Source organism: Pseudomonas sp. B12(2026), from assembly GCF_057767015.1.
The window spans coordinates 4,006,985-4,023,955 of sequence record NZ_CM173430.1; the positions used below are offsets into that span (position 1 = coordinate 4,006,985).

Annotated in this window: 14 protein-coding genes and 2 pseudogenes; 6 read left to right on the forward strand and 10 right to left on the reverse strand. The window is 57.5% G+C overall.

The window, feature by feature from the left end:
* Window positions 1-111 precede the first annotated feature (111 nt).
* Window positions 112-1,029 (forward strand): helix-turn-helix domain-containing protein, encoded by a 918-nt coding sequence (locus AC3B6A_RS18490; protein WP_116424776.1) that lies wholly within the window; start codon window positions 112-114, stop codon window positions 1,027-1,029.
* An 86-nt stretch (window positions 1,030-1,115) separates the two neighbouring features.
* Here AC3B6A_RS18490 and AC3B6A_RS18495 read toward each other — a convergent pair whose 3' ends face one another.
* The 5 genes and pseudogenes from AC3B6A_RS18495 to AC3B6A_RS18515 form a co-directional block, all read right to left on the reverse strand.
* Window positions 1,116-2,042, reverse strand: a complete 927-nt coding sequence (locus AC3B6A_RS18495) for a quinone oxidoreductase family protein (protein WP_061562290.1) — start codon at window positions 2,040-2,042, stop codon at window positions 1,116-1,118.
* Between the two features lie 175 nt (window positions 2,043-2,217).
* A pseudogene (locus AC3B6A_RS18500) lies at window positions 2,218-2,688 on the reverse strand (MFS transporter); the annotation flags it as partial.
* Window positions 2,689-2,721: 33 nt separating this feature from the next.
* Window positions 2,722-2,898 (reverse strand): hypothetical protein, encoded by a 177-nt coding sequence (locus tag AC3B6A_RS18505; RefSeq protein WP_158546392.1) that lies wholly within the window; start codon window positions 2,896-2,898, stop codon window positions 2,722-2,724.
* A 131-nt stretch (window positions 2,899-3,029) separates the two neighbouring features.
* A complete protein-coding gene (locus AC3B6A_RS18510) occupies window positions 3,030-3,425 on the reverse strand; it encodes a DUF1302 family protein (RefSeq protein ID WP_333546030.1) in 396 nt (131 codons plus the stop codon).
* Between the two features lie 44 nt (window positions 3,426-3,469).
* Window positions 3,470-4,078, reverse strand: a pseudogene (locus AC3B6A_RS18515) (DUF1302 domain-containing protein); the annotation flags it as partial.
* Between the two features lie 293 nt (window positions 4,079-4,371).
* Here AC3B6A_RS18515 and AC3B6A_RS18520 point away from each other — a divergent pair.
* The 3 genes from AC3B6A_RS18520 to AC3B6A_RS18530 are packed head-to-tail and all read left to right on the forward strand — an operon-like array spanning window position 4,372 to window position 9,283.
* On the forward strand, window positions 4,372-7,938 hold the full coding sequence (locus AC3B6A_RS18520) for an indolepyruvate ferredoxin oxidoreductase family protein (protein WP_058490477.1): 3,567 nt from the start codon (window positions 4,372-4,374) through the stop codon (window positions 7,936-7,938).
* Window positions 7,939-7,985: 47 nt separating this feature from the next.
* Window positions 7,986-8,609 carry a thiolase family protein gene (locus AC3B6A_RS18525; RefSeq protein ID WP_058490479.1) on the forward strand — a complete coding sequence of 208 codons (624 nt, stop codon included), beginning with the start codon at window positions 7,986-7,988 and terminating at the stop codon, window positions 8,607-8,609.
* Between the two features lie 2 nt (window positions 8,610-8,611).
* On the forward strand, window positions 8,612-9,283 hold the full coding sequence (locus AC3B6A_RS18530; RefSeq protein WP_082816378.1) for a TetR/AcrR family transcriptional regulator: 672 nt from the start codon (window positions 8,612-8,614) through the stop codon (window positions 9,281-9,283).
* A 183-nt stretch (window positions 9,284-9,466) separates the two neighbouring features.
* Here the strand turns inward: AC3B6A_RS18530 and AC3B6A_RS18535 are convergent, their stop codons facing one another.
* Together AC3B6A_RS18535 and AC3B6A_RS18540 are read right to left on the reverse strand one after the other, a co-directional pair.
* A complete protein-coding gene (locus AC3B6A_RS18535; RefSeq protein WP_061562292.1) occupies window positions 9,467-9,904 on the reverse strand; it encodes a MarR family winged helix-turn-helix transcriptional regulator in 438 nt (145 codons plus the stop codon).
* An 868-nt stretch (window positions 9,905-10,772) separates the two neighbouring features.
* Window positions 10,773-11,144 carry a histone-like nucleoid-structuring protein, MvaT/MvaU family gene (locus AC3B6A_RS18540; RefSeq protein ID WP_082816379.1) on the reverse strand — a complete coding sequence of 124 codons (372 nt, stop codon included), beginning with the start codon at window positions 11,142-11,144 and terminating at the stop codon, window positions 10,773-10,775.
* 395 nt (window positions 11,145-11,539) lie between these two features.
* On the opposite strand from AC3B6A_RS18540, the gene AC3B6A_RS18545 reads away from it, so the two are divergent.
* Window positions 11,540-12,466, forward strand: a complete 927-nt coding sequence (locus tag AC3B6A_RS18545; RefSeq protein WP_064987638.1) for a hypothetical protein — start codon at window positions 11,540-11,542, stop codon at window positions 12,464-12,466.
* Between the two features lie 716 nt (window positions 12,467-13,182).
* On the opposite strand, the gene AC3B6A_RS18550 is transcribed toward AC3B6A_RS18545, so the two are convergent.
* Window positions 13,183-13,569 carry a hypothetical protein gene (locus AC3B6A_RS18550; protein WP_058490487.1) on the reverse strand — a complete coding sequence of 129 codons (387 nt, stop codon included), beginning with the start codon at window positions 13,567-13,569 and terminating at the stop codon, window positions 13,183-13,185.
* Window positions 13,570-13,785: 216 nt separating this feature from the next.
* Window positions 13,786-14,712 (reverse strand): site-specific integrase, encoded by a 927-nt coding sequence (locus tag AC3B6A_RS18555; protein ID WP_058490489.1) that lies wholly within the window; start codon window positions 14,710-14,712, stop codon window positions 13,786-13,788.
* Between the two features lie 172 nt (window positions 14,713-14,884).
* On the opposite strand from AC3B6A_RS18555, the gene AC3B6A_RS18560 reads away from it, so the two are divergent.
* A complete protein-coding gene (locus AC3B6A_RS18560) occupies window positions 14,885-15,901 on the forward strand; it encodes a DNA-binding protein (protein WP_061562293.1) in 1,017 nt (338 codons plus the stop codon).
* 22 nt (window positions 15,902-15,923) lie between these two features.
* Here AC3B6A_RS18560 and AC3B6A_RS18565 read toward each other — a convergent pair whose 3' ends face one another.
* Window positions 15,924-16,763 (reverse strand): type 2 periplasmic-binding domain-containing protein, encoded by an 840-nt coding sequence (locus AC3B6A_RS18565; protein WP_488398580.1) that lies wholly within the window; start codon window positions 16,761-16,763, stop codon window positions 15,924-15,926.
* Window positions 16,764-16,971: the final 208 nt, after the last annotated feature.

The following is a 16,971-nucleotide window of genomic DNA, read 5'->3' on the forward strand; positions in this document are numbered from 1 at the left end:
CCCTGGGTAGACTCGGGCTTAGACGAAAGCACCACCGAGCGAGCCTGCGCTCGGTGCTCCTGCGACCGTTCGCATTTCAGCGCCAATAACAAGAATTGCTGAAGGTTGAAGATGAACGCGATCAATTACTGCGAGTACGAATCCGAGCAATCGGGGGCTTTCGTGACAGAAGCATCGCTTTGCAAGAAAGGCTTTGACGTGCGCCAGGAACATGCCTTCTGGCCTAGCGCCGGAACTGCACTGATCGAGACCCGCAAGGGCTGTCTGATACGCATGCTACTCACCCCTTCGGGCTTCGGGTGCAACGAAAAAGCGCACAACCTCGGTAGCTTCCGCGGCCACATTCAGCACGAATTCAAACCACTCGGCCAACTTCTATTCATTCCCCATGGTACCGAGTTCCATCTCAAACATGACGCCTGCCAGCAAAAAGCCGTGATCTGCCTATTCGATCCGGCAGACCTCGGTGACCTGGCAGCCTACCGTTGGGATTGGGCAGGCCGCACCGACGAGAACATGCTCGACCTACAGAGTCACTACCTGCAAAGCACACTGCAACGCCTGGCCGAAGAAGTTGTCGCACCGGGCTTCGCCAGTGAGCTGCATACCGAATGCTTGCTAACCAGCATCGCCTTGGATCTGCGCCGGGAGTTCCTAGGCAGCCATCGCGACGATGAGGCATGCGGCAAACTAACGCCCCGTCAGCTGAAACTACTACGTGAAATGCTAGAGTATGGATCTGCCGAGGACGCTTCCTTGCATCGCCTAGCAGATGCCTGCTCACTGCCAGTGAGAAAGCTATCGGCGTATTTCAAGCACACCACCGGCAAGACTCTACGCTGTTACGCGGCGGAAATCCGTATCCGCAAAGCCATGGTGCTGCTAGCCGACAGGCATCTGCTGATCAAGCAGGTCGCCCATGGTGCCGGTTTCCAGAATGCTGCTGCTTTCACCGCAGCCTTTCGCAAGGAGGTTGGAATGACACCAGAGGAATTCCGTCATCAGCGCAGCAATTACAGTCCCTCTTAGCGGACCAGCAGTACATTCCGCTCCGCACCCCGGCAAGCATTAGACTTCTTAACCGCCGGGATGCAGGCCGCGGGCTCCCAAGCGACTCAGCGTTTGATGCTTGCAGTGATCTTCGCGTGCGGGCCGGCCACTTGTGCAGCCCAGGCCTCGGTGGCCTGGTCCAGGGTGTAGTCCATATAGTCGATCCAAATATTCTGTTCCTTGGCAATCTTCAGAAGACGCCGCCAGATCTGCTCGCGCTCAGCCGGTGGACGCTGACCGGTGCCGATACAAGACAACGAGCGGAACAGCAGGTCGGCAATGTCCAGGTTGACTTGCCGCCCCGCCCCGGTACCGATAGTCATGATCCGCGCTCCCCAGTTGGTGGCCTTCAGGGCGGTGAGCATCGGTTGGCCACAGACCAGATCGAGGACCACGTCGAACCCACCGTCGGCGGCGTCCTTTAGGGCGGCCACGTCGTCCGCTCCCCCCAAAGTCACCACCTCATCAGCGATACCACGCGTTTTCAGGCCCAACAGGGCTTGCTCCGCGCGTGCGGCACCCACCACCTTACCCGCCCCCATACCACGAGCCAGTTGTAGAGCTATTTGGCCGAGGGTACCAGTGGCACCAAGGATGAGCACCTTCTCGCCCTTCTGGATCTCGGCTTTCTCCAACGGCACTATGGCCCCGGTAGCGGCGATGCCCATACTGATGGCGGTCTTGTCGTCGACGTCATCCGGTACCTCCCACACCTCGGGAGCAGGTACCAGGGTACGCTCGGCCCAGGCACCAAACGGCGCTACCGAGCGCTCACCAAAATACACGCGGCGGCCATCGGTGGTGTGCCCCACACCCTCTCCACGGATCACGCAGGGGTACTCCACCCCTAGGCGATAGGCACCGAGCACATCCCAGCCGCCGAGACCGGCAGTGTCGACGTCGATCAGGACCGCACCGTCCTGCAGCTCGGGTTCACAGAAATCGCCCACCAGCGGCGGAACATTGCGTTCGGAAATCACAGCAGCGCGCATACAGCCTCCTTCTTATTTTTTCTACACGATTTCAGAAGCCAATTAATTGAGCACATTTTAATAATTTGTCCAGAAAATTATCCATGCACTACCGCCGACTCCTGCCTGAAGCGCGGATACACCCCCAGCGTCAGCAGCAATAACGGGCCGACCAGAAAGCAGACGAAGCAGAAGCCAAACCGATTGCGGCAAGACCGGAGCCGCTGAGGATGATTGCCAGGGCAAGCCCGCGATTTTCTTCGAACCATAGATTGACCAGATGCGACCAAGTGATCTGCAAGGTACCCAGCCCGGCTAGCGGCACTAGGAAGAACCCCAAGTAGAGCGTCCAGATAAAACCACCGATGCGCGCTAGCGTGCAGACACTCAGGGCTAGCGCGACCAGCGAAACCAGCGTGACGGCGCGCAGGTCATAGCGCAGGTTGAGCCAGCCGGCCAGTTGCACGCCGACGATGGTGCCCAGTGACAGGGCAGTGATCGCCGCCTGCAGGTCAGTGCGCGCCCACCCCATGGCCCGTTCCAGCGGTATAACCATGGCGCCAAAGCTGTACAGCAGCAGCGAACTAGAGCTTGTCGCCACTCCGACGACTACCAGAATTATCACGTGCCAGCCCCGCTTTAATTCCGCGTTGTTGAAACCTTTCATGAGCAGGCCTCGTTCACTCTCGTGGTAAGTGTGTCAGTCGTTGCCGATGAAAACCGCGGCCTCGGCACTCTTGGCGATCACGTGCTCGCGTCGCACCCGGCCCGGCGCCTGCCCGGAGCCAGTAATGTCGACGTATTGGGGATGGACCAGGGTCGGACCGTTAGGCAGCTCCTGCAGAGCCAAGGCGACAATGTCTTCGGCCTGGGGCAAGGGCATGTCCAGTGCATTGGGGATGTTCAGGTGTCACCACGGCCTCCCGCGTTGTCGGCCATACTGAAGTTGCTCGATACCAGCGGGGCGTTTTGCCGATAGGAAAGGTCGACACCAACCGACCCGCCACCTTATACCGGTCCCACCGACCACCCCAGGCCGTAAAGTCGAACGTCCCTGGCGTAGACGTAGCGTGCGAAGTCACTGCCGACCTGCAGCCCCCACGGGTTGTAGTCGTCGAACCGGCGGTAGAACAGACTGAGGTCCGAGTGCAGGAAATCCAGGCTATAGGTGCCCATCCCCCCCCAGTTGCTGCGGTTTCGCGGCGTCACCGGATCGTTGATCGGTCGGGCGACGCCGGTGAACAACGGCATCCGGTCAGGGCCCTCAAGAGCGACGCCGGCAGAAGCGAGATAGGTGCCACTCTCCGGCGCGCGGGTCGACTCCCACTCGAGGAAATACTGGGCGGCGACGGACAGGTTCTCGGTGAACTGGGCCTGGGCGGATAACTGCCCAGGGGCAGAAATATCTCGCGTGTCTCGGTCCCCGGGCTGCTAACCGCCTTGCGTCCATCCAACGGGGCCTGCGAATAGGACACTGCATGGCCGGCGATCAGCACCCCATTGCCCCAATACACCGTATGACGACCTGCACGTACGCTGATCGGTACGTCGCCGAGGTTGAAGCGGGTGAAGGCAAAAGCATCAAGCAGCTCGCCGCTCAAGCCTCGGTGATAGCGCTTTGTGAATCCGGAGCAGTGCCTGCCGCTGTAACTGGAGGTACTCGAGCCAGCCCCCGCGCCGGCGTAGTAGACGTTACCGGAGGCCGTCTCGACATCCGTATCGGCATAGGCCTGGTCATACCAGGCTGCACCGCTGACGCGGAAGCCATGGTACTCCCGGCAGGTCAGTTCGAATTCGCTCATCAGGTCAACGCGGTTGGTCACCACGCCCCCACGATCAAACTTCGAATCGGACTCATCGTAGGTGGCGTTATTGGCCAGGGCACTATCACGCCCTTCAGTCCGGACCCCAAGGTTGTAGCGCAGAGTATTGTCCCTGCGCAGCTTCAGGTCCGGGTTGGCAGTTTCGAACTCCTGCGCCTGGACCATGCCCCCACACGCCAGAGCCGCCAGCATACCCAGCAGCAAATGGCCCCAGATCAGGTTGGCACTCGACATCAGCAGTCTCCGTCTTGCTCGTTGTTATTTTCAGCCGGTGCTGACGGTCTCTCGGCACGACCGCAGTACTAGTAGACGGGAAGGGCGGGGCCGGAAACAACGAATCGGGGTATCGCCGAAACACAGAAATCTATTGCCGAAAAGCACAGGCGAAAACCAAGGCATTAGATTTTCAGATACCTATAAGTAATTTTTATCACTCAACAAAAAATGAACACTAACCAATAATTCGTTCAACAAAATGCGAGACGTCCTGGCGCGGTCGCAACGACAAGAACAATTGGAGGTTAGCCGTGAGCACACCACTCTCCTTGGAAGACAAGTACGTCCAGCAGACCGGAAAGGCCCTGATGACAGGGATCCAGGCACTGGTCCGGCTACCATTGATGCAACGCCAGCGCGACCTCGACAGCGGCCTCGACACCGCAGGCTTTATCTCCGGCTATCGCGGCTCCCCCCTCGGCGGCTTCGACCAGGCGCTGTGGAAAGCCCGCGACCACCTCAAGCAGCACCAGGTGTTGTTCCAGCCGGGGGTCAATGAAGACCTCGCGGCCACCTCGTTGTGGGGTACCCAGCAGGTCAACCTGTTCCCCGGCGCCAAGCACGACGGCGTGTTTGGTATCTGGTACGGCAAGGGCCCCGGCGTGGACCGCTGCGGCGATGTATTCCGTCACGCCAATGCCGCCGGTACCTCACGCTTCGGCGGCGTGCTGGCCATTGCCGGCGATGACCACGGTGCTCGCTCCTCCTCGCTTCCGCACCAGACCGAACACATATTCAAGGCCGTGATGATGCCGGTGCTGGCACCATCCGGCGTGCAGGAGTACCTTGACTATGGTCTGCACGGATTCGCCATGTCGCGTTACTCCGGGTGCTGGGTAGCGCTCAAGGCGGTAGCCGATACCGTAGAAAGCGCGGCCATCGTCGACCTTGACATCAATCGCGTGCAGCCGGTCACTCCCGATTTCGCTCTGCCCGAAGGCGGACTCAACATCCGCTGGCCGGACCCACCGCTGGCCCAGGAACAGCGATTGCTGGAGCACAAACTCTACGCAGCCGCCGCCTATGCCCGGGCCAACGGCCTCAACCGAGTGACTCTGGACTCGAGTCGGGCACGCATCGGCATCATCACCTCCGGCAAGTCCTATCTGGATGTGTGCCAGGCGCTGGAGATTCTCGGAATCGACCAGGAGCAGGCCGAGCGGATAGGCCTGCGAGTCTACAAGGTCGGCATGGTCTGGCCGCTAGAGGCCGAGGGAGTGCGCCAGTTCGCCGAAGGGCTGGAAGAGATCGTGGTGGTCGAGGAAAAGCGCCACATGATCGAGTACCAGCTCAAGGAGGAGCTGTACAACTGGCGCGAGGATGTGCGCCCGCGCATCGTCGGCAAGTTCGACGACAAGGGCGAGTGGAGCCTGCCGCACACCGATTGGCTGCTGCCGGCAATCAACGACTTGACGCCGGCGCAGATCGCCCGAGCCCTGGCCAAGCGCATCTTGCGCATGCACCCGCACGGTCCGTTACAGATGCACCTGGCGGTGCTAGACGCCCAGTTCGGTTGCAAGCAGCAATTCAGCAACCTGATGGAGCGGGTACCGCACTACTGCTCCGGATGTCCTCACAACTCCTCAACCAAAGTACCGGAGGGCAGCCGAGCTCTGGCAGGCATCGGCTGCCACTACATGGCGGCCTGGATCTATCCGCGCACCGAGACCTTCAGCCAGATGGGCGGCGAAGGCGTGGCCTGGGTCGGCCAGGCGCCATTCACAGAAACCCGCCACGTGTTCGCCAATCTCGGCGATGGCACCTATTTCCACTCTGGCCTGCTAGCCATCCGCGCGGCCGTGGCGGCCAAGGTGCCGATCACCTACAAGATCCTCTACAACGATGCTGTGGCGATGACCGGAGGGCAACCGGTGGACGGCAGCCTGAGCGTGGCGCAGATCTCCCGACAACTCGCCGCCGAAGGCGTTCAGCGTATCGTGGTAGTCAGCGACGATCCGGACAGATACCAGGAGGTACACGACCTGGCAGCCGGGGTACCGGTCCGGCATCGCGACCTGATGGAAGAAGTGCAGAAGCAGCTGCGTGAATTTCCCGGTGTATCCGCGATCATCTATGACCAAACCTGTGCTGCCGAGAAACGCCGCCGTCGCAAGCGCGGCAAATTTCCCGATCCAGCGCGACGGGTAGTGATCAACGAGGCGGTTTGCGAAGGCTGCGGCGATTGCAGTAATAAGTCCAACTGCATGTCGGTAGTCGCAGTGGAGACCGAGTTCGGTAGCAAGCGAGAGATTGACCAGTCGTCCTGCAACAAGGACTTCACCTGCCTCTCTGGATTCTGCCCAAGCTTTGTCACCGTCGAAGGCGGCCGGCTGCGCAAGCCCAAAGCGCTGGTGCAGAGCGCCGGGGATGTCTGGGAGCTTCCCGAGCCGTTGCTGCCCGACCTCGGGCAGCCCTACAGCATCCTAGTCACCGGCGTCGGTGGCACCGGAGTGGTCACCATCGGCGCCCTCCTGGGTATGGCAGCTTTCCTTGAGGGCAAGGGCGTGCTGAACCTGGACATGGCCGGGATGGCGCAGAAAGGTGGCGCGGTTTGGTCACACATCCGCATCGCCGCTCGCCAGGAACAACTGTTCGCCCCCCGCATCGCAGAGGGCGAGGCCAGCCTGTTGCTGGGCTGCGACCTGGTGGTGAGTGCCAACACAGAGACCCTGGCCAAGCTGCGCCAGGGCGTCAGTCAAGCCCTGATCAACAGCGAAGAAAGCATCACCAGCGCCTTCGTCCGCACCTTCGCCCGCCAGGCGGAAACCGGTGACCTGCTGGAAAACCCCGACCCTCGCTTCCGCAGTCACGAAATGGCCGCACAAATCAACGAAGCAGTCGGCGCGGAGCGGGCGGAATTTGTCGATGCCAGCGCGATCGCTACCGCTCTGATGGGCGACTCCATCGCCACTAATACCCTCATGCTCGGCTATGCCTACCAGAAAGGTTGGTTGCCGATAGGCGAGACGGCCCTGCTGGAGGCCATCGAACTTAACGGCACGGCGGTTGAGTTCAATCGCACTGCCTTCGTCTGGGGCCGCCGCTACGCAGTTGACTCGCAACGAGTACGCCAGTTGCTCGCAGCGGGCAGGGTCGAGAGCCGCGACCGGCAGTTGTCGCAGAACCTGGACGAGATCGTTGCCCGGCGCACCAAGTTCCTGACCGACTATCAGGACGCTGCCTACGCCGAGCGCTATCGTAAGCGCGTCGAACGCTTCAGCGTCGCGGAAAGCACCCTCAATGGCCAGCCCGGCGCCCTCACCGAGGCAGTGGCGCGCTATTACTTCAAGGCACTGGCGATCAAGGACGAGTATGAAGTAGCCCGTCTTTTCGCCAACGACGAGTTCATTCGTAAGATCGAGGCAACCTTCGAGGGCAATTACCACCTGAACTTCCATCTGGCCCCACCACTGCTCAACAAGACTGCACCGGGTGTAGAACCGGCCAAGCGCAGCTTCGGTCCATGGATGCTCAAGGGCTTCCGCCTGCTCGCCCGTTTCCGGCGCCTGCGTAACACCTGGCTCGACCCCTTCGCTCGCACCCATGAGCGCAAGGTCGAGCGCGCATGGCTGGAAAGCTACGAGGCGATCCTCGACGAAGTGCTGGCCCGCTTCACTACCGACAACTTTGCCGCTGCGGTGGAGCTAGCTCGATTGCCGGATGCCGTACGCGGCTATGGCCAGGTCAAGGAGCGCTATCTAGCCCACGCCGAAGAGCGCAAGACACGATTGCTAGCCCGGTTGCGTGGTGAAGCACAGTTCCACGACGCCACTCAGACAACTGGCATGAGTGCACACATCCAGGTCACCCAGTTGTGACCACGACGAGAGCTCGGGCCGAAGACAGTTTTATTCGGAGAGGTAGCATGCAAGACGTCGTCGCCGCCGACCGTACCGCCATCGGTGTCTTCCAGGACAGCCTGGCCGACTTCAGTGCCGTCGAATTAGGCAGCGCCGTAATCCGCACCCTGCTAGACAAAACAGGCTTGGCTACAACCTACGTAGATGAAGTGATTCTCTGCCAGGTGCTTATCGAGGGCTGCGGACAGAATCCGGCACGCCGGGCGGCAATCACTGCCGGGCTGCCTTATGTCGTGCCCGCCCATGAGCAAGCTGTGCGGGTCGGGTCTGAGACAGTCGCCATGGCGGCCCAGACGATCCGCTGCCGCGATGGGAATCATGGGTGTTGGCCGGTCCCAGCCAGCCGCAAATACCTGGAAAAGGCCGGCTGGGCACTGGCCGATCTCGACCTGATAGAAGCCAACGAAACCTTCGCCGCGCAGGCTCTGTCAGTTGGCGGGGAGCAGGGTTGGGACATCGACAAAGTCAATGGTGGTGCCATCGCTCTTGACCACCCGATCGACCCTTCCGGCTGCCAGGTACTGGTTCCCCTCCTGTACGAAATGATCCGCCGCGATGCCAGGAAGGGCCTTGTCACGCTGTGCATCGGCGGAGGCCAGGGGCTTGCCTTGACGCTGCATCGAGATTAATCGTGAAACAAACCATATCGACTGCCGAGTCCGACTGCCCAGCCGCCGAATCGATGCTATATCGGCACGAGGAATACACAAAGCCGCAATTGGTCAAACAGCCTTGCGCTCACGAAAGACTTCGTCGGGTGGCACTCCAGCTGTTCGTCGAGCAAGGCTTCCAGAGCGTCAGCCTGCGCCAGCTCGCCAATGCTCTCGGCATGCAGGCCGGATCGCTATACAACCACATGGACAGCAAGCAGGCATTGCTGTTCGAGCTAATCGAAGAGCATGAGTCAGATCTGCTGGACACACTCCGGGCAGAAGATCCGAGTAATGCCAGCGGCTTGCAGCGCCTACGGCAATATATCCATTCACATGTGCACTTCAGTCTTGCTAATCACGGCAGGCAGGTATTATCTCGCCTAGAACTCCGCCAGCTCACCAACGAGCAAAAGAACGCGATAATGGTAATTCGACTGGCTCAGATTGAGCATATGCGGGGAATCATCAAGCAAATATCGAGCAAGTATGTTAGGGATGAGGGAAAACTGACGTTGGTCGTTCGTAGTGTAATGACTATCCTTGACGATTATCCGGAATGGCGCCTACCAAGCCGCCGGCTCGACGCGTTGGTCGAATTTCTGACACAACTTGCAGTAGTGGGTATTACATATCAGAAATTTCAAAAATGAGTACTGCCGGCGCATGGTGAACCTAGCCCCCAAGACGGATGTACCACGTGCAGTCTACATAGGGGGCTAAGCAAAGAAAATTGGCCGATTCAGCTTCATCCTGGCAAACCACCTCGCTTGAAAGAAGCCCACGAATTCGCATTCACATCTGCATCGTAAGCACACAGCCTATTTCTCTAATGATCAGTCAGATAGAAACATCTGAAGAAAGCGGAAAAATTCGGAGAACTCTTCCTCACTGAACCTCGATAGCCGAGAATTCAGCAAAGGGACTATGAACTCAGTCCCCCTGTCAGCTATTCGCTCCCCCTCCGGAGTCAGGCGCAGGACGATCACTCGACGGTCCTCGGTACTCCGGATGCGACGAACGAGTCCTTTGCTCTCAAGCCGGTCAAGCATGCGTGAGACCGAACCAGTGTCGATACAGAAGAGTTTGGATAGCGCCACCGAGGTAATCGCCTCACCTCGGCGTAGAGTTAACAGCACGCCCATTTGCTGCCCAGTAACCCCCAGTTCCTTCAGGGCAGCATCCGCCTCACACGAGACAATGTTCCGCGCCTTGACCAACATGAAACCTATATTCTGGCCAGGCACGAAGTTTTTATTTGAATAATGCACCATCAGTTTGCCACCCTATCTAACAAATCCATCTGATCGAAAAGACTGGAAGCTGTCATTTCTCGCTATGGGTCATTGCTGGCAGACAGCATTAGGAGCCCCAAATCATGAACGAAATACAAAATACTGTTCAAGTGTATCGTAATAAACAATCGATGACATCATGCGTAACGCTGCCCATATAGGTATCTTCTGGACTCTCGCCGGCCGCTTCGAAACCTTCTGCTCGCTGGTAGCGATGTGCCAGCCAAGGCTCCTCCCCCCCGATCAGCGCATGGCAGGTGGTAGGAAACACCATGGCCAACGGGCACGCACAGATACTACTGCACCCCGAACAGCTTCACTCGAGCCACAGAGCGATGCTCCCGAAAAGCACGGATGACAGCTGCGGGAGTGATGGTTGGCGGTGACTTTGGTGGGGCTAAATGCACGGCGAGGGCTAAGCTCGAAGCAACTGTCTGCAGCAGTTGCCACCTCAGGCGATTTGACGACTCCTAACAGGGTGCCAGCAATGGACTGCCCCCGACATAGGAGCAAGTGTTCACATCTTTTTTCAGCGGAGCTGCTCACCTCTTCTTAGCTGGCATACTGGCATAACGATCAGCCTACTCTGACCACCACCATACATATGCTTGAAACCATTGAGGCTGGCTTCGCGGTTTGACTGTGTTTGGTGGCGCGACTCAAGGGGATCAGCGAAAACCAGATTGCCATGCCAATACAAAAGAGTAACAAGCAAGTCATTAGGATGCAGCGGAAGATGAAGTACAGCTCCGGAGTCAATACTGCGACAGGAGTGGTCGTTTCTATACTGCCTCCTCAACTTCCTGTCGCAGCCCCTCACGCTGCAAAAGCGTAGCGAGCCAGCGGATCAGCTTTGTAACCAGGACTCAACGACATCGTTGCCATACTCCGCTTTCCAGGCTTTCAATACCTTGTGGTTACCACCTTTGGTTTCTACCATCTCACTAGTATGCGGATTCCTATACACCTTGACAGCACGCGCACGTCGCGTCGATTGAGATATGCGAGCGCCACGCACACCGGCTTCACGTACCGTCTCCGGATCGAGAATCGAAACTATATCTCGTAGCGATTTTCCATAGGCCGCCATCAGTTCCTTGATTTTCGTTTCGAACTCGATTTCTGCCTTGAGCGCGGCATCGTTTTTCAGTGACTCCAAGTGTGCCAGCTGTTCAGCCAGCGCCTTCTCTGCGGCTCGGAACTCGACAAGCTTTGACATTTAACTATCCCTACCCAAGGGATTAACTCAGCGTTCAGACTATACCGTAGAAGTAATCTACGCACCAAAGGGAGATCATCGCCAAGTATTTCTCTTCTCTGTCCAGTGCGCTGCCAACCAACGTCTCTACAAAAAGACACGCCACAACAAGCGCCAACTTCACAAGCAGTACGACCGCACAGCCACACCAGCATATGGGATGACCTCTACGGTAGTCGAATCGAGTATTGCTGCTACGATTCGTAGCAGTGATGCAAAAGTTACCCTCACAGTTAGCTCTCTTCGGAAACAAACACAACGAATGTCTAATCCCTAGCAGGGTAGCGGAGGCTTGCATTCCTCCGCAAAACACAGGAGTGTATTCAGTAGAGATACAGTCATAGCAAGGAGATCCTGTGGGGAGCAAGATACCTCGAGCACTCATCCAAGGGTTGGGCGGCATCACTGCGCTACAGTATGAAGCGCTCAGCACAAGCCCCCAACCCTACTGCGACTCCCATGTGTGCAATGCAGAAATAAGCTTTGTCAAACGACACCTTCGAAAATGCGCTGACCAGACGATAGAGGTTCTCCCTTGCTATCGCCTGAAGAAGAGCTCAGAGCATCACCAGAACTGTAAATACAACTTGAAAGGTGCGCTTTCGGTTGTTGCAAGAGAATCTGATTCCGACTTATTTGGCGCGATCGAAAACGCACGCTACGAATTGCGTCTCCACATTCTGCAAAATGCATATTGGGAGTCTACAAAGGCGGCTTTCGAACGAAAAGCTAGACCACCGCGCCCAGACACCCCAGAGAAGAGCTACTCCAGCCATGGGAAGCTCAGCACCTATTTAAAAACACTCAAACAGATACTTGAGCTTCGCAATCTTTGCGCAAACAATGAAGAACTAAAGGAACTCATCACCCTAGATCACAAAGGAATGAAAGTCCCGTGGTCAAGATTTTTCTTTGACCATGAGAATCTCCATACTTTTCTCAAGTACTACCCCAAAGACCAATACACCATTCCCCTAGCTATTAACGGCCACATTGACAGAATCGAGCAGCCTTCGACCCAACGGAAATATCATACACTCAAGCTCGTCCCCCCATTTGTCAGCCCAAACGCCCAGAACGTCATCAAGAAACCTCAACCCCAGATCGTTGTCACCACTCCCGATCTCGCCACACATTTCAACCCAGGGGAGGAGTACATCTTTTTCGGTATCTGGAAACCATCCATTTCATACAAGAAAACAGAAAAATATCATTGGGAAAACCAACGAATAGAAATGTACATCAAGAACAGCGAGCACTTTATACGCTGCGAAGAGAACTAAAAACAGCGAGAACAGACAACTATGGCCCAATATAAATATTCGCAAATCTTGCAGCAGAACAATCATCCCGCCTTTGATGAAACACACGCGCCCGGCGCAACGGCAACCAATCCGGGAATTTACCGATGCACCGCCTGCGGAGATGAAATCGCAATTGCCAAGGGGCACACACTGCCGCCACAAAACCATCACCAACACGCACCAGGGGCCGGTAAGATTCAATGGCAGTTGGTCGTCTTCGCCCAACAGCGGTCATAACCTCACCTCGGGAAAGACTAAGCGCACTCTCCTCGCCACATGCAAGTATGGCGCGCTCCCATGCCCGAGTCATCGAACAACGAGACGGTTGCAGCCTTCAAGACGGCGCAACCGCTTCCTCCAGGAGATTCAACAGACCACGCCCCCCAAGACTGGTAGACGTTAATCAGCGCCTGTAGAACTAACGCTCACTATTCGGTTCGGCCCCAGCAGTCCCATGGCCCCATAGAGTAGCCAAGTTGCCATGCGCTCCAGATAATCAAGGGCCTCATCTTGGACAAACTCCCGGTAACAGCATCGTCTTGCCGGTGGCAGCCGGCCATGATTCGCGAGGCATAGCAGCACCATGTCATGCAGTAGATAGCCACGAACGTCATAACGGCGATCCACTGCCCTGAGGAGTGTTCGATAACACGCCACATAGACATAGGCAGAGGGGCCAAGGGAAGCCTTGCGACTCATCCTTGAGCCCCTGCTAGCCAAGACTCGATGAACTGGAGTACGTGGTCGGTCTTGCCCGCACTGACCAACTCTTCTGCCGTTCGATAATCGAAGGCCGGCAGCGGCTCGTTACGGAAACAGAAAATCACGCGGTCGAGCGAGGAACCACTCTCCGCTAACATCAGTACCACCCGCAGCGCATCCCGGATAAACGCCTGCACTGGCGCCGACTCCGGCGTATGCGAGAGCTCCCTGCACGTCACGCCCGCCCGAGCCGCCAAGGTTTCCGGGTGCATGGCGAACACCTGAAGGTAGCGCTCCAGCGAAACGCTTACTCCATCCGCAGCGCGCAGGTACTCCATCAGCGCTGGTACCGACATCCTCGGTAAATCCACGGCGTCCATAACACCCCTCGTTGTCCGCCCCTTTGAATGCAGCATGCGCGCAAATGGCCAACCTGAGTAGTACGACTCCTCGCGCAATGCTTGTCGGCAGTCCTCTTGCCGCAAGGAAATCTTCACGGCCGCCGCCCGCCTGAAAGTTTTCCTCACTCCCCGCAGAAAATCTTCACTTCGGGGGTTCTGGTCGATTTTTTCTTCAGCCACCTTCCCCCTGGCGCGTCACGACCGGGAGGGCTGGCGCAGCAATTCGCCGAAGGGCATCTCCGGCTCGATATAGCGCAAGGCCGAACGCCCATCACGCCAGCCGACATACTCCATCAGGGCCTTCTGACTCCAGCGATTGTCGCTGGCCCAGGTCGCAAAACCACGACGCAGCGAGTGGCTGCTATAACGCTCAGCCGCCAAACCACTGTGCAGCAGCGCCTGGCGCAAGATGCGTGACACGCTGTTCGGGTGCAGCGCCTCCTCGGCCAGATGCCCCCAGCGATCCAGCGCCCGAAACACCGGCCCCTGCTGCAGGCCAGAAACGGCCAGCCAGGTCTCATAGGCCTGCACCGGGCACAAACGCTGCAAGGCCGGTACGCTGAAGTGTTGCCCGCGGTTCTCGCGATCCCCCTTGCTGCGCGGGACGAAGACCACGAGCTTTCGCGACGGCTGCACGTGGATGTGTTCCACCTGCAGTCGGCACAGCTCGTCGCTGCGAAAGGCCCGCCAGAAGCCCAATAGGATCAGCGCGCGATCACGGTGAGCGCGCAGTCGTTCAGCGGCATCCTCCGACTGCTCGCACTGCTCCAACCATTCCACACATTGGTTCAACGCCTGCAGTTGCAACGGTTCTGCCTGCCGCTCCACCTGCGGATGTTCGGCTCGGATACCACGAAACACCTCGCGCACCCGCAACGATTTGGTGGGATCGACAAAGCCATTGCGCGTATGCCATTTCGCCAACGCCGCCAAACGCCCGCGCAGCGTGCTGCTCGACAACTCACCGGCGTAGTCCGCCAGGTAGGCCGCAACAGACTCGGCAGTCGCCGGCAGGAAACCACCCCAGACCACCTCGAAATGCTCCAGGGCCTGGCGATAGCGGCGCAGCGTACTGTCACGCGTGCCGGCCTGGATATAGTGCGTCACCCGGTCAGTCGCCATGAGCCACCTCCCGCGTACCGAATAACCGCCTATAACGGTGCTTTTCACGCCTCACGTTAGAGAAATCCCAATTCTCTAACGTCAGTTCGTCAGCTGTTGATGCCAAAATTCGGCGGCAGTACACCTGTAATTCCATACTCCATGACACGCTACGAAATTGTCGGAGGTCGCCATGGCCAATGCCGGAGTCAACAAAGCCTTGGTCAAACAGGCTCGCGATGCGCTGCTTGCGCGAGGCTTGCGCCCTACCATCGACAACGTCCGTATCGAGCTAGGTAACACCGGATCCAAAAGCACCATTCAACGCTATCTGAAGGAACTCATTAATCAGCCTAGACCTGATCCAACGCCCTCGTTGATTCGGGAGCTCGAGCATCTCTTGCTACCCGTGGCGGAACGTCTGCAGGCCGCGGCCGAGGACGCGATCATCACGCAACGCGAAGCCCTGGCGAGAGAGAAGGAGGAGTTTCGCCATCAACGACAACTTCAGGTCGAGCGGATCCAGCAGTTGCAGGAGCAAGTCAGCCAGCTGAAGCAACTGGCGCAAGAGCAACGTGAGCGTGAACACCTGTTGCTGAATCAACAGCAACACGGGGAAGTCGAGATTCGCCGCCTACTGCAAGCCGACACCAATGCTCAACTGTTGCTGGAGGAGCGTGCGGCACAGCTGCGATCGCTAGAAGAGAAGCTTCGACATGCGCGCGACTCCCTCGAACATTATCGGCAACACCAACAGGAGCTAAGAACCCAAGAACTGAGCCGCCATGAAGCGCAACTCCAACAGTTAAAGAAGGAGCTTCGCATCGTGCGAGACCAGTTGATGAGCCAGCAAAACGATGTCGTCGCCCTCAATCGCGCCAATGAACGACTCATCGCCGAAGCTCAAATGCTGACTCAGCGGGAGTTTGAGAAGGAGCGGGAACTGCGCGAACTGCACGCGCAAATCGAACAGAGCCAAGCGGCATGGAACACCGAACAGGCACATCTGCAACGCGCGCGGTTGGATGCAGAGGAAGAAGCATCATCGCTGAAAAAGCGCCTCCGTCCGCACCTAACAGCGCTACGCGTGCAACAACACCAGTTGCGTGACCAGCGCCGTCAAATCGAACAGTTGCAGACGGTACTGCAACACACGCTTCCTGAACGAATTGCTCAGGCCAGTACCCTCGCCAGACAAGAGACCCGGTAAGAGTGACGCCTTGGTGTGCACCCTACGCGACAAACTGCAGTTGAGTTCGCCGCTGGTAGTCTAGTGCCCGTCTCGCACTTTGCAGCAACGCAGTGGAACAGGGCCTTCTACTCCCCTGCGTACTGTCAATCAGCAGCACCTTGAGTTCGCAAGCCCAATGACGATCCATTAGCTTCCAGAGTAGTTCATAGCCTCGATCATCCGCGTCTTTTGCCCACTGCATTTCACGCATCAGGCAAAACAAATAATTCCTGAATTTGATGGATTGATGAAGTGCTTCGGCGGTTTCTGGCCAATTATTTATGACGATATCCTGACGCTTAGCGAGCAGAGAACTCAGCACTTCATACAGTTCCGTCGAAACGAAGCAAAGTGGTTCGCGCAAACAAGCTATCTCAAAGTAATTCGAAAAATTCTTCTGCAACCATAGACTGTGCAGCTGCCACTTCAAAGAGAATGAGAAAAGCATCGCCAATAGCAATCCAAAGCGCTGCCAGCTCGGCACGCCGCAAAGGCGTTCCATGTCTGGATTGGAGAAGCCGGCAATATCATGACCGTTCAGTTTAAAGTGTTCCACAAGGCTATCGGTAGGTTGTTGAGTGGCCAGCACCCTTAGAACATCCCAGAGTGGATTATTATAGACCTCGGACAACATCGGAAACTCCGCGCACAAGCGAATACGCACTTCATCTCGGATTTTTCCGCCCCGAAAACAGACCCGCCAGTCTTGATAAGGATTGTCCATCAGTCCGTTCAGTACTTGACGATCAGCCCACATATTCCCTGCGGTCATTAGGGCATAGGGTTTATGCGCACAACCAAACACCTGAGGCAACGAGTGCCCCATGAAGAGCGAACGCAAACGCGTGACATGCCGCGTTGGCTGCCTGCCTAGCTCCATCGACCCATACCGTACCAAGCAGAACACCCCCTCACCATACGCCTAGCAAATGCTAAAGCAACACCCCTATCTAAGCCCCGGTTTAGACGCATTTAGCCTCAAGAAAAAATTCGAAATTCCGTATTACACCGGGCCGTAAAGAGGAGGACTCTCGACCTTGAGTGTCGAC